A 14,333-nucleotide genomic window follows, 5' to 3' on the forward strand; every position below is an offset into this window, starting at 1 on the left:
TCAACCAATTGATAATAACAAATCGCTAAACGGCAGCGATTTGGTTGATAACAGAGTTAAAAATAAAAGGTTTGCCGATAGCAGCAAACCTTTTTATCATACTTTATGTGAGTGATACCACTACAGACTCAAGGTTAATTAAATAACCCTTTCAATAATTTATCTGCAGCATGTTTAATGTTGTCATCTTTGGCTTTATCACCAAACAGTTTTTCTAAGCCACGGTTGATCTCTTTCTTAGCTTTACTCTCTAATACCGCATTATTTTTAAATAAGTCTTTAATATTTAATCGATATTTAGGTTGCTGCCAATCACCACCAACATGGATAGGTACACTAATACCTTTAATGTCATCAAGCCCTTTACCACTAGCAACAACTTTAGTATTAATCGTCAGATCAATACCTTCATCAACCAGATTAGTTTTACCTTGACCGTTAATCGCCAATAAAGGTGACGTTAATTGGAAATTATCCGTTGATGCAATGCCATTACCCAAGCGTAAGGTTGTGGTTAACGCTGAGAAATCTGTTTTCTTGGTGGTATCAGTGCCCGTATCTGCTTGGCCTTTTAGTTTAGCCTTTGCATTACGAAGTAGATCAGAAATATTAACCCCATATACCGTACCATCAACAATATTTACTTTCACAGAGCCAGCAATATTATGACGAATATTCGCTTCAGATAAACCTCGACCACTCAGATCTGCAGTAATGTTTGCTTTACCAGCCAATTGCTGATTATTCGCTACCGCTTTTAGTAACGGTAAAATAGCCACATTGGTAATAGTATTTTTTAAACGATAGCTTGGTAAGGCACTGTTTACATTAACAGATGCACTACCGGTGATCTTACCGTCATATAAATTCGCTTCAAAACGATTAATCGTTGCAACGCCTTTTTTAATCGACGTAACAACTTTGACATTCTCAACCTCAGCATTGGCGATTTTTAATTGCTTGATAGCAATCATACCCGCAACATTAATGTTTTTCAGTGCACTAAGATCAGGTTCAGCCGTTGCAGGTTGATGATCGACCGCTACAGCAGCAGTATCCCCAACTTCAGCTGCCGATTCAGCAGAATCTGTCGTGGTTTTTTTAGCCGCTAACCAACTATCGACATCGATATTATCACTTGATAACGCAAAGCGAACATCAGGAATAGCCGCAGCTAAATATGAACCTGAGCCAGAAATCTTAGTACCATCAGCATTAATATCAAGCTTGCTCACTAACGCTAACTTTTGGTTAATATCATACGTTGCATCAGTATTAACCACCACATTCATGGTTGAGCGCGGTAAGGCACTACCGGTTAAATCATTGGTCACTTTTAGCCCTTGCAGCGTGACTATATTATGATCTGGAGCAAGCTTTACTTTGGTACTACCGTGAGTATCAAAGTTTAGATTCGGTACTTGTCCATTAACGGAAAAAGTAACATTAGACCATTGTCCAATCGTAAATTGATCCAGCCCTAATTGCGCATTTTTAATTTCAGTCTTACCGTCATTCATGCTCATTTGAGCAGTCAATGATTTTAGTTCAACATTGTTATAATCAGCAGCAAGATTGAGCTCAGTGCTACCTTTGGCAGTAAAAGACAAGGCATTCACTTTACCTTGAATATCAAAGCTGGCTTTAGTCCATGTTTGTGGCGCAAAACTACCAAGAGTGAAATTAATGTGGTTAAGCTGTGCTACTGTATTAGTTTGGTCATTACGAATTTCTGCGCTCGCATCCACCAGCTCGATACCTGCAACTGCCACTTTCCAGTGCGACTTCTTAGCACTTTGCTGATTATCTTCTACTGCAACTTTATCAGCCTCAGCCTGCTCTGTTGTTGCGTTGTCTGCGGCGGTTTTCTTGTTAGTTAACCCTTCAAGGTTAGTCACACCATTTTTTAAGGTTTGAACAAAAACATGCGCCCCTTCTAAACGCATATCACCAATATCAAGTTGCTGTGACAACAACGGTAAAACAGAGACAGACAAATCTGCTTGCTTAAATTGGACTAAATTAGGCTGTGCAAATCCGGTTGGGTTTCGAAATGCCGTTTCGCCAACACTTAAACCTAGTGTCGGGAAAAAACGCCAACGGATATCGCCTTTAATAACCAAATCACGCCCTGTCATCTTTTTGACTTGTTCAGTTAACAGCGGCTTAAACTGATTAGGGTTAACAAAGGTGACCAGTGCACCAATGCCAATTACGACTAATAAAATCAGCCCGAGTAGAATATAAAGTATTTTTTTCATTGTGCCCTCGGCTATGCATATAACGCCACAATGAATCGGTCGTTATGCAAAAATAATTTGTTGAAGATTAACCTTAAAAATCAATGTTATTAAGACCATTAACTCCAAGATTAGTTCACCATAAGCGTAATAGCTAAACAAAAGGCAACCCGAAGGCTGCCTTTAATAATGTGTACGCGAGAATACACCTATTAGCGATTAAAAAAGATTAACTTTGCTTGTCATCTTCATTAATACGACTGGCCACAGCACCTTGCTGATTTTTATATTTGGCATCAGTACGCTTATTATACGGTTTTTCTGCTGAGCCAGATAAGGTCTCAAAGCTTAACGCACCAATTGGCATATGTGGGCGCAAGGCTAAAGGCAAACGGCCTGAATTATAAAACTCAAGCACAATACGTCCAGACCAGCCTGGATCAATACGGTGAGCCGTCACATGCACCATTAAGCCTAAACGTGCCAATGATGAACGTCCGTCAAGCCAACCAACGATATTATCAGGTAGTGTTACTGATTCATGGGTAACCGCTAATGCTAATTGACCAGGATGAAGAAAAAAGGCTTCATTTTCTGCAACCACAATTTCATCACTCATGACTTTATCAAGTTGAGCAGCAACATCTTCTTTTTTACCTGACAGATCAATAAATGGTGCACCATGATCATTAAAGACGCGGAAATTATTACCAAGACTAACATCAATCGTTAGACCACTAATACAATCATCAGCGGGTCGTGGTTCAATGCTGATTTTTCCTTCATCAAGGTAAGCCCTGATATCTCTATCGCACAGTCTCATTTAAGCTCTCTCCTGCGTAATACGCACTCTATCCTATCAGTGCTCAGCACATGTGAGTGATATAATAAAACCCATCAATAATGGTTAATTTTAATGATGGGTTAGCAACGGTTAACGGGGTATTCCCACAAACATAACCTAAAAATAAGGCTGACATATTGTCAGCCTTATTCATTTTAAATTGTTACGAACGCAGCAATTTAGCGATATGTGCTTTTAACACATCGATTGCGATACGGTTCTTACCACCACGCGGAACAATAATATCCGCATATTGCTTTGATGGCTCAATAAACTGCATAAACATTGGACGTACCGTTTTTTGGTACTGCACCAACACTGATTCCATTGTACGACCACGCTCTGCAACATCACGTTGTAAACGGCGTAGCAAACAGATATCAAGTGGCGTATCCATAAATACGCTAGCATGCATAATGTCACGCAGGCGAGGATCTGTTAACAATAAAATGCCTTCTAAAATGATCACTTTTTTCGGTGTCATTGTCGTGCTTTCTTGTAAACGAGTATGCTCACTGTAGCTATATTGTGGTACTTCTACTGCTTCACCTTTCATTAGTTGCTCAAGGTGATCACACAATAAATTATGATCAAGCGCATTAGGATGGTCGTAGTTAGTTTTAACACGATCTTCCATTGTTAGATGGCTTTGATCGTTATAGTAACAATCTTCCGTGATTACACCGATCTGATGATCGCCGACTTTTGCTTTTAACTCTTTATAAACTGTGCTGGCAATCAGACTTTTACCGGAAGCAGAAGCGCCTGCAATACCGATAATAACGCATTGGTGTGAAGTTTCAGACATATCAGAAAGTACCTATTAGACCACGTAGCAAGGCGAATATGGATAAATTAAACCCTCTGATTATAAGCAGTTGCTATGTCAGATACCAGTAAAAATGAGACATCTGACATATCTGATTATAATCTCAGCGAATTTTGTTGAATCAACAACTACATTGTACGAATAGTAATCTGCTCGACCACTGTCTCACCCTGCCAATATAATCGGCTAGCAATATTTGCCGCTAACATAATATATGACGCAGCCTGTTCTGATTCAGGTGACGAAATCACCGTTGGCGTACCATTATCAATATCCTCACGAATTTTGATATCTAATGGTAATTGGGCCAGTAATGGCACCGCATAATCTTGCGCCATTTTTGCCGCACCGCCAGTACCAAAAATATGCTCTTGATGACCACAATTGCTACAAATGTGATAACTCATATTCTCAACAATACCTAGCACTGGCACATCAACCTTATTAAACATGCTGATACCTTTAATCGCATCGGCTAAAGCAAGATCTTGTGGCGTCGTCACCACTATCGCCCCCGTTACGGGTATTTGCTGTGACAAGGTTAATTGAATATCGCCAGTACCTGGTGGCATATCAATCACTAAATAATCCAGATCAGGCCACCAGGTTTCAGTGATAATTTGCGCAAGTGCCTTTGAGGCCATTGGCCCACGCCAAATAGTGGCACTCTCAGCCGGCACCAAATAACCGACAGAGTTAGTATATAAACCATGCGCTTCAATCGGTGCCATCATTTTACCATCAGGCGATTGTGGTTTTTGATCGATTGTGCCTAACATCATCGGCACTGACGGGCCATAAATATCAGCGTCTAATAGGCCAACCTTGGCACCTTGTTGCTGTAATCCTAAGGCTAAGTTAACCGAAGTGGTTGATTTGCCCACCCCGCCTTTGGCAGAACTTACAACAATAATATTTTTAACACCGCGAAGAGGCTGTTTATCAACAACCGCTAGCGGCGCGACTCGGCAACGGACATCAAAATTTACACCACTATTGACGATGCCTTGCTGTTGTTGCTGTGCAATCCACTGCCGCAATTGCTGAGCTAATTCGTTGGCAGCAAATGGGATTGTAATAATGATAACGCCCTCAGCCGAGACTGAAACAAAGTGAGGAACATCAGCCCATTCCGCACTGAGCAGTGGGTGTTCAAATTGGTTCAGCCATTGGCTAATATCACCAACACTGTCGAAATGGTTTGTCGTTGTTGCCATAAATTAGCGCTCCACATAAATGTTATAGCTTATTAGCAACATCTGCGTCACAGTATTAGTATACAAAACAACCAGTAACGTTGATGCTGCCGGGTAATATTTACCTCTTTTGCTTAATGCTACCACCAAAGTGTCCTTCCCGCCCGATTTCCCCCGCTCAAAAACAGATAAAACCGCATCGATGCTAGTCAATATGCTGTCCATCAGGTAGTATTTGCAGCTATGTTTTTTTACCCATCATGAGCGAAAGAAGTAATTATGGCTGCTAATCCAAGAAAAATTCTGGTGACCTGCGCCCTGCCGTACGCTAACGGTTCTATCCACTTAGGCCACATGCTAGAGCATGTTCAAGCGGATATTTGGGTGCGCTACCAGCGCCTTCGCGGCAACGAAGTTCATTTTATCTGTGCAGATGACGCACACGGTACGCCAATCATGCTTAAGGCCCAGCAGATGGGTGTGGAACCTGAGCAAATGATTGCAGAAGTGAGCAAAGAGCACCAAGCTGACTTCGCTGGTTTTGATATTGATTTTAGCAATTACCACAGCACGCATTCACCTGAAAACCGTGAACTTGCTTCTTTTGTTTACACGCAGTTAAAAGACAAAGGCTTTATTACTAGCCGTACTATCTCTCAGTTATTTGACCCTGAGAAAGAAATGTTTTTACCTGATCGCTTTGTAAAAGGCACTTGCCCTAAGTGTAAAGCAGAAGATCAATACGGTGATAACTGTGATAACTGTGGTGAAACTTACAGCCCTACAGATCTGATTAATCCAAAATCAGCCGTGTCTGGCGCAACACCTGTTATGAAAGATTCTGAGCACTTCTTCTTTGATTTGCCACAGTTTGAAGACATGCTAAAAGCGTGGACTAAATCTGGCGCACTTCAAGATGAAACGGCTAACAAGATGCAAGAGTGGTTCGAGTCTGGCCTACAACAGTGGGATATTTCTCGTGATGCACCTTACTTCGGTTTTGAGATCCCAGGTGAACCAGGCAAATACTTCTACGTATGGCTAGATGCACCAATCGGTTACATGGGTTCATTTAAGAACCTTTGTGATAAGCGTGATGATCTTGATTTTGACGAATTCTGGAAAAAAGACAGCTCAACTGAGCTTTACCACTTTATCGGTAAAGACATTGTCTACTTCCACAGCCTATTCTGGCCAGCAATGCTAGATGGTGCGGGTTTCCGTAAGCCAAATAACGTGTTCGTACACGGTTACGTAACCGTCAATGGCGCGAAAATGTCGAAGTCAAAAGGCACATTCATTAAGGCAGGTACTTACTTAAACCACCTTGATCCTGAGTGCCTACGTTACTACTACGCGGCTAAACTAAACAACCGTATTGATGATCTAGACCTTAACCTTGAAGATTTCACTCAACGTGTAAACAGCGATGTTGTGAACAAGATTGTTAACCTAGCATCACGTAACGCAGGCTTTATTGCTAAGCGTTTTGACGGCATGTTATCTGAGAAATTTGCCGAGCCTGAGCTTTACGCAGAGTTCGTTGCAGCTGCAGCACGCATTGGCGATCTTTATGAAAGCCGTGAATACAGCCGCGCTATTCGCGAAATTACTGCATTGGCTGATAAAGCGAACCAGTATGTTGACGAAAAAGCACCTTGGGTTGTTGCTAAACAAGAAGGTAAAGATCAAGAGCTACAGGAAATCTGTACTGTTGGTATTAACCTATTCCGCGTGTTAATGGCTTACCTAAAACCTGTAATGCCAAAACTTGCAGAGCGTACTGAAGGCTTCCTAAACGAAACGCTAACTTGGGAAGGCATTGAAACACCGTTAACAAACCATGAAGTAACTAAGTTCAAGGCATTGTTTAACCGTATCGATCCTGCTCACGTTGCTGCAATGGTTGAAGCATCAAAAGAAGAAGCTGCCGCTGATAAAGCTGCACTTGAAGCTGCTCAACCCGCTGTTAGCCCATTAGCAGCAGAGCCAATTGAAGCTGAAATCGAATTTGATGATTTCGCTAAAATTGACATGCGTATTGCTAAAATTGTTGCTTGTGAAGCAGTGCCAAAAGCAGACAAACTACTGAAATTCCAATTGGATATCGGTGGTGAAATGCGTCAAGTATTCTCTGGTATTAAGTCAGCTTACACACCAGAAGAACTTGTTGGTAAGTTAACGGTAATGGTTGCTAACCTAAAACCGCGTAAAATGAAATTTGGTATGTCAGAAGGTATGATCCTTGCTGCAGGCCCTGGTGGTAAAGATCTATGGATCCTAGAACCCCATGAAGGCGCTCAACCAGGTATGCGTGTAATGTAATTTACGCCATATTTCAATTTGAAATACCGATAACCTTGTTATCGGTATTTTTTTGTCTTTTTTTATATATCTCCGCATCAATATACCAAATTAAGTCAATCTATTGCATATTGTTAATGGATTGTTGAATCTTGATCTAGCTCCGCTGCTAATTCAAACTTTACACCTAAATACGCATCTCATATTCAGAATTAGAGATCTTGATCGTTTTTACAACTATTAATATCCCTTACATTAATGACGTTAATTTGCTTTCAAGCAATACCAAAGAAGCAAAATTTAACTCTAAATATATTGGAACGATAAAAATTACCCTCTTTTTATTTGATATGAAGGATTCATGATGACCTTAGGTATTGTAACGAACCTCGCCATATTTGTTGGCTTGATTGTATTTCTTTATCACATGCAAAACAAACACTATAGTTTTACTAAACGTGTATTTGCGGGCTTAGGTTTAGGTATCGCATTTGGTGCTGCACTACAAGTTTTTTACGGTGCAGGCTCTGAGGTCATCAAAACATCGATTGAATATTTTGACATTGTGGGTGTTGGTTATGTTCGCCTGCTGCAAATGATCATTATTCCATTAGTGATGGTATCTATCATCTCAGCTATTTTGAAACTTAATGGCGGTACATCACTAGGTAAAATCAGTAGTTTAACCATTGGTGTATTGATTGTTACCACCATGATTGCAGCTTGTGTTGGTATTTTAATGGCACAACTGTTTGGCCTTACCGCTGAAGGGTTAACCTCTGGTGCGGCTGAAATGGCACGTGCTAAGAGCCTAGAATCAACCCTTTCTAATGTTGAAGCAATGTCATTTGCTAAGTTAATGATTGAGTTTATTCCAGCGAACCCATTCTTAGATATGACTGGTGCTCGCCGCACTTCAACTATCGCTGTGGTTATTTTCTCTATCTTTATTGGCCTATCTGCAACTGGTATTGCTAAGAAAAAACCTGAAATTTTCGCTCAATTTGAAAGCTTCATTAAAGTCGCTCAAACCATTGTAATGCGTATGGTAACCTTAGTTTTACGCCTAACACCATTTGGTGTTCTAGCGCTAATGACCAAGGTAATTTCAGGCTCAAACTACACTGATATCGTTAACCTTGCGAACTTCGTTTTTGCTTCATACGCTGCATTAATTCTAATGTTTATCATTCACTTAGCACTCGTTGCTATGGTAGGTATTAACCCACTGCGTCACCTTAAGAAAATCATTCCAGTATTAGCATTTGCGTTTACTTCACGCACCAGCGCAGGTTCAATTCCAATGAACGTGCAAACTCAAGAAAAATGCTTAGGTATTCCATCAGGTATTGCTAACTTTGCCGCCTCTTTTGGCTCAACCATTGGTCAAAACGGCTGTGCGGGTATCTACCCAGCCATGCTAGCGGTGATGATTGCGCCAACAGTGGGTATTAACCCGATGGATATTGGCTTTCTATGTACTTTAGTCGCCATTATTACCGTGAGTTCTTTTGGTGTGGCGGGTATCGGTGGTGGTGCGACATTTGCTGCACTTATCGTCCTATCAGCAATGGATATGCCAGTCGCTCTTGCTGGTCTATTAATCTCAATTGAACCATTAATTGATATGGGTCGTACTGCACTTAACGTATCAGGTTCAATCACTGCAGGAACAATTACCAGTAAAGTTATGGGCGAAACAGACATGACCATCTTTAACAGCGATGACGTTGTTAACCTTGATGGTGAAGAAGCGACAGCGTAAACCATATTAAATACCACTTTAAGGGAGGTGGATTGCCTCCCTTACTACTTTTTTAGGAATACATAATAGTATGAAAATTATCATCATTGGCGGTGAAGCCGCAGGCATGAGTGCCGCAGCAAAAGCAAAACGCATTAACCCAACGGCTGAGATTGTTGTTTATGAAGCTTCTGATGTTATTTCTTTCGGCGCTTGTGGATTGCCTTATTACATTGGTGATGAGTTTTCTGATCATAACTTTATGGCTGAATTTACACCGCAGCAATTTGCAGAAAAAGGCATTACAGTACTGACTCAACATCGTGTTACTGAGCTAAATACCGAGCAACAACAACTGACTGTTGCCCATCACGGAGAAACTCACACCGTCGATTATGATCGTTTAATGATCGCCACCGGTGCCAAAGAAGTTTTGCCTCCGATTACAGGTCTTGAAAAACAAGGTGTTTACTCTTTGCGTCGTATGCAAGATGGCTTGAATATTAAAACTGCTCTTGCCGATCCACATTGCCAACACGTAACGATTATTGGCTCTGGTTTTATTGGCTTAGAAGTTGCTGAAGCGATGATCCATCAAGGCAAAACAGTACGCTTGATTGAACGTGCAGCCTGTTTAATTCCAGATGCGTTTGATTTTGAAATTAGCCAACATATTCAACCTGAACTTGAACAAGCTGGGGTTAGCATTCACCTTAAAGAATCGGTGTGTGAAATTATTGGTGACGATCGTGTTACCAGCATTAAAACGGATAAAGCCATCTACCCTACTGACATGGTTATTTGCTGTACTGGTGTAAAACCCAATACTGATTTTATTGCCGCGACTGGCATTGAACGTTTAGCAAATGGCGCAATTGTGATTGATCAACAAGGTCAAACCTCGATTGATAATATCTGGGCAGCGGGCGATTGTGCCACTATTTGGCATGCGCAATTACAGCAACCGGTTTATATTCCGCTAGCAACAGGCGCCAATAAAATGGGTCGCTTAGTTGGTGAGAATATCGCTGGCAAAAACCTCAGTTATGACGGTACATTGGGCACCAGTTGTGTCAAAGTCTTGGGCTTAGAAGCGGGTCGTACTGGGCTTTCAGAACGCGAAGCTAAACAAGCAAATATTGATTACCGCACGGTTTATATCAGTGATAAATGCCACACCAATTACTGTGAAGGTCAATCACCTCTTTATATAAAATTAGTTTACCGCGCTGATAATAAACAATTACTGGGTGGTCAATTAATTGGTAATAAAGGTGCGGTACACCGCGTTGATGCACTTGCGGTCGCGATCAGTCTTGGTGCCACCACCGAGCAATTAGGCATGATGGATTTTGCTTATGCACCACCTTTTGCGCGTACTTGGGATATTATGAATGTTGCAGGTAATGTTGCAAAATAACTAACGCTATCCACCAATAAAGACACCACAACAAGCCACGTATTTTACACAGTGTAAAATACGTGGCTTTATTATTACCACTAAGAATACTTCAATACAAAACCATTCACAAAACAGCCATTCATCGAAAATTCCGACCAAACACCTCGTAAAAATAATAATTAAAACATAAGTTATGATTTTAAAATGTCACAACTGTTAAAGTTAGGTTAAAAGCTGGCTTATTAAACATGAATTCAGTATAAAATTTGTGAGTTACCGCATATTTTAGCTATTAATAATAATTATTACTTCGCGTTAACAGATAAATAACTGCTACTCTCCGAAGGCACTCTGATTACCGAAGGACAGGGTGAATAAACATAAGGATAAGTTTTCATGACCACAGAAAAGAAAAAAATGTCACTCACCAGCCGCGTTATTCTCGGTATGGTGCTAGGTATTCTGACAGGATTTATGATCCGTTCCCTTTTTGCTGATATCGCTTTTATTCATGACTATATCGTAAATGGCCTGTTTGATGTCGGTGGTAAAATCTTTATTGCCAGTTTAAAGATGTTGGTTGTTCCTCTGGTTTTTGTATCACTGGTTTGTGGTACTAGCTCATTAAAAGATTTAGCAACATTGGGTCGTTTAGGGGGTAAAACCCTTGCGTTTTATCTAACAACAACGGCCTTAGCGATTACGCTTGCATTAACCATGGCAAATATTTTTCAGCCAGGTGCAGGTGCCGATTTAACTGCAGCAACAACCTTTGCCTCAAAAGAAGCACCATCACTAGGTAGCGTCATCGTAGGCATGTTCCCAACCAACCCAATCAGTGCAATGGCAAGCGGTAACACCCTGCAGATTATTGTGTTTGCAGTATTATTTGGTATCGCAATCAGTGCTGCGGGTAAACCAGGCGAGCGTCTAGCAGCCGTATTTGCTGATTTAAATGAAGTGATCATGAAGTTGGTGGCATTATTGATGAACATTGCACCATTTGGTGTGTTCTTCTTAATGGCTAAGCTATTCACAGGCTTAGGCCTTGACGCTATTTATAGTTTAATTAACTACTTCTTAGTGTTGGTAGCTGCACTATTACTACACGCATTAGTCACTTACAGCGTGATGCTAAAAGCCTTTACTGGTTTAAGTCCACTTACCTTCCTTAAGAAAATGGAAGATGCGGTGATGTTTGCTTTCTCAACCGCGTCATCAAACGCAACCATTCCTGTCACCATGGAAACGGCCACTAAGCGTTTAGGTGTAAACAATAAAATTGCCTCATTTACAGTTCCACTAGGTGCAACCATTAACATGGATGGTACTGCAATTATGCAAGGTGTGGCGACAGTATTTATTGCGCAGGCGTTTAATATCGACCTCACCATGACCGATTACCTAATGGTTATTCTAACCGCAACGTTAGCGTCAGTCGGTACAGCGGGTGTCCCTGGTGTTGGTCTGATTATGCTAGCAATGGTGCTTAACCAAGTTGGACTACCTGTTGAAGGTATCGCCTTAATCATGGGTGTTGATCGTCTACTTGATATGGTGCGTACTGCGGTGAACATTACCGGTGATAGCGTCGTAACCTGTATTGTTGCTAAATCTGAAGGTGAAATGGATGTTGATCGTTTCAACGACCCACTCGCTGCAACTGAAGATGAAGCTGTTCGTTTTCATTCACAGCCGCAACCACAGAAATCATAACAGCAAGTAAAAACTTGCGAACACAACATAATTCAAGGGCACATAATGTGCCCTTTTTTGGGTTTGGGATTAGGGTTATAGGATCGAGGATATTAGGGACGAGGAACAGCGATTCCCTGACTGATAGTTGTGCTGCTGATATAAAAGTATCGCTTAGATATTGTTTTAATAAGTTTTCTTCAAAAGAAGAATAGATAAAATTACCTCTACAACACGCGGTGAGTTGATTCCCTATCGCCCTCGTAGGCATTCGCTGTAAGTAATAAAGGGACGATGAAAAGTAATTAACAACAACGCATACTTTTCATTTCGTCACCTCAAGACGCGAAACTAACCAACCGCAGGCGATCAATCTTAGTTGTTGTGCACTACTTTTAAAGCTGCACGCTGCTTGAAAATACCCTTAGGCACTTTAGTCAATAAAATGCCTACCAGAAGAGGCAGCATCATTATCAATGATTGTTGAGACAGTGCCTCACCATTGATATAGCTAGAAATAAATAACGCAACTACAGGAAAAATCAGAAAACAAATAGACGCTTTAAAAGGGGTTGATACCTGTACCAATTTGAAATATGCAACAATACCGCCAACACTCGCCACCAAACCAAGATAAACAACGGCTGAAATTGAATCCCAACTAAAGGCTTCAACATTTACATTTTCACTCACAGCTGAAACCGCAAATAAAAATAGAGCTGCAATAAAACTCGGTAATGCGTTATAGGTCAGCACTTCAATATCTTTACAGTATTTTTGCACCAATACATACATAGTCGCGTGCATAGCAACAGCAACGCCTAAACAAACAGTACCAACGAGATAATCATCACTGCCCATCTGCATTTCATTTGTAAGAATTAAGCATAAGCTCACAACTGCTGTAATTAACCCAAATATTTGATGCTTTGCCAGTCTTAAACTGAGGAATAAACCTGACATCAGCATTACTGCAACCGGCATATTAGCAAAGATTATCGATGCTAAACCCGACGATATATATTGCTCACCAAAGATCATCAACGTAAACGGAATCGCGAAGTACATAAGCGCGACAATAAATAACCACCGACGTTTACCTTTTGGGAACAGCAACGGTTGCTTGAAGACCTTTGTCAAAACCACCAGTAAAGGTGCCGCGACTAAAAAACGTAGCCCCGTGGCAAAAATAGGTGGAATAGAATTCAATGCGACTTCCATTGCGAACCAAGTTGTTCCCCAAATTAAACAAACCGAGATAAAAAGAAAGATAGTGAGTAGCTTTGAATTCATAATATTCCCTATTGATAATTATTTAAATCATTGCCATGTGACACAACAATTATGTATTGCAGTATAGGGATATCATTGGAGAAATAATTTTTATTTATATCTATTATTTAAATAAATTATAGAAAATAAATCTATTTTTAACTTTAAAGCTACAAATTAATGCCGCTAAGATCAATAAAATAAAAAGCATTATCCTTTACCGGATCTATTAAATGGTTTTCTACATCAATTCGAATTATGCTGATTATTGAATAATAACAGCAGCAATATGGATAGCATAAGCTTTATGGCCGACTTTATATAATAAAATAAGACCGCTCAAAAGCGGCCTTGAGTAGTATAAGCAAAGCCCGATTAACAAGCGCAGTCGACTTCCTTTTCACCGCATTCATTACACTTTACACATGTACAGTCTGCTTTTGTTTTATGGCAAACAGCACAATCAACGCAAGTACATTCATTCTGTGGTTGCGCACAATATTGACATTTCTTATCCATGAAATTCTCCATCAAATAAACAATAAATATAACGTTCAATCATTATATATAAATGGACTCTAGCGATAATACACACTGTCTCAAGAGTGCTTCACATTGTTAAATAATATAGAATATTTTTAACCAACATCACACATAACATCATCAGCACCACTCATTATCTATCATTTCGAACCTCGACTCTCGCTACTTAAAACTCGAGACTCCCCCCTCTAAACCTCCGTCCCTTTAAACCTCTAACCTTCGCCCCTCCCCATTTTGCGCCCATAAAAAAACCCAGCCTTTATG

9 protein-coding genes are annotated in these 14,333 nt (G+C 40.5%); 4 read left to right on the forward strand and 5 right to left on the reverse strand.

Annotation, left to right across the window (positions count from 1 at the left end):
* Positions 1 to 134 precede the first annotated feature (134 nt).
* The 4 genes from G6R09_RS10025 to apbC form a co-directional block, all read right to left on the reverse strand.
* Complete coding sequence (locus G6R09_RS10025; protein ID WP_163922147.1) at positions 135 to 2,261, reverse strand: AsmA family protein; 2,127 nt, start codon at positions 2,259 to 2,261, stop codon at positions 135 to 137.
* 208 nt (positions 2,262 to 2,469) lie between these two features.
* Entirely contained in the window at positions 2,470 to 3,063 is a 594-nt protein-coding gene (dcd, locus tag G6R09_RS10030) for a dCTP deaminase (RefSeq protein ID WP_065168204.1), read from the reverse strand.
* A gap of 184 nt (positions 3,064 to 3,247) precedes the next feature.
* On the reverse strand, positions 3,248 to 3,892 hold the full coding sequence (udk, locus tag G6R09_RS10035) for a uridine kinase (RefSeq protein ID WP_065168203.1): 645 nt from the start codon (positions 3,890 to 3,892) through the stop codon (positions 3,248 to 3,250).
* A 149-nt stretch (positions 3,893 to 4,041) separates the two neighbouring features.
* Positions 4,042 to 5,130 (reverse strand): iron-sulfur cluster carrier protein ApbC, encoded by a 1,089-nt coding sequence (apbC, locus tag G6R09_RS10040; protein WP_065168202.1) that lies wholly within the window; start codon positions 5,128 to 5,130, stop codon positions 4,042 to 4,044.
* 258 nt (positions 5,131 to 5,388) lie between these two features.
* Here apbC and metG point away from each other — a divergent pair, with 258 nt between their 5' ends.
* From metG to G6R09_RS10060, 4 genes are all read left to right on the forward strand, one after another.
* Positions 5,389 to 7,434 carry a methionine--tRNA ligase gene (gene metG / locus G6R09_RS10045; protein WP_163922150.1) on the forward strand — a complete coding sequence of 682 codons (2,046 nt, stop codon included), beginning with the start codon at positions 5,389 to 5,391 and terminating at the stop codon, positions 7,432 to 7,434.
* 343 nt (positions 7,435 to 7,777) lie between these two features.
* Positions 7,778 to 9,178, forward strand: a complete 1,401-nt coding sequence (locus tag G6R09_RS10050) for an L-cystine transporter (protein WP_163922548.1) — start codon at positions 7,778 to 7,780, stop codon at positions 9,176 to 9,178.
* Between the two features lie 70 nt (positions 9,179 to 9,248).
* A complete protein-coding gene (locus G6R09_RS10055) occupies positions 9,249 to 10,577 on the forward strand; it encodes a CoA-disulfide reductase (RefSeq protein ID WP_065168200.1) in 1,329 nt (442 codons plus the stop codon).
* A gap of 378 nt (positions 10,578 to 10,955) precedes the next feature.
* Positions 10,956 to 12,275 carry a dicarboxylate/amino acid:cation symporter gene (locus G6R09_RS10060; protein ID WP_163922153.1) on the forward strand — a complete coding sequence of 440 codons (1,320 nt, stop codon included), beginning with the start codon at positions 10,956 to 10,958 and terminating at the stop codon, positions 12,273 to 12,275.
* Between the two features lie 354 nt (positions 12,276 to 12,629).
* Here G6R09_RS10060 and G6R09_RS10065 read toward each other — a convergent pair whose 3' ends face one another.
* A complete protein-coding gene (locus G6R09_RS10065; RefSeq protein WP_163922155.1) occupies positions 12,630 to 13,547 on the reverse strand; it encodes a DMT family transporter in 918 nt (305 codons plus the stop codon).
* Positions 13,548 to 14,333 lie beyond the last annotated feature (786 nt).

The sequence above is a fragment of the Photobacterium sp. Alg240-V54 genome (assembly GCF_900537155.1).
Classification (GTDB): Bacteria; Pseudomonadota; Gammaproteobacteria; order Enterobacterales; family Vibrionaceae; genus Photobacterium.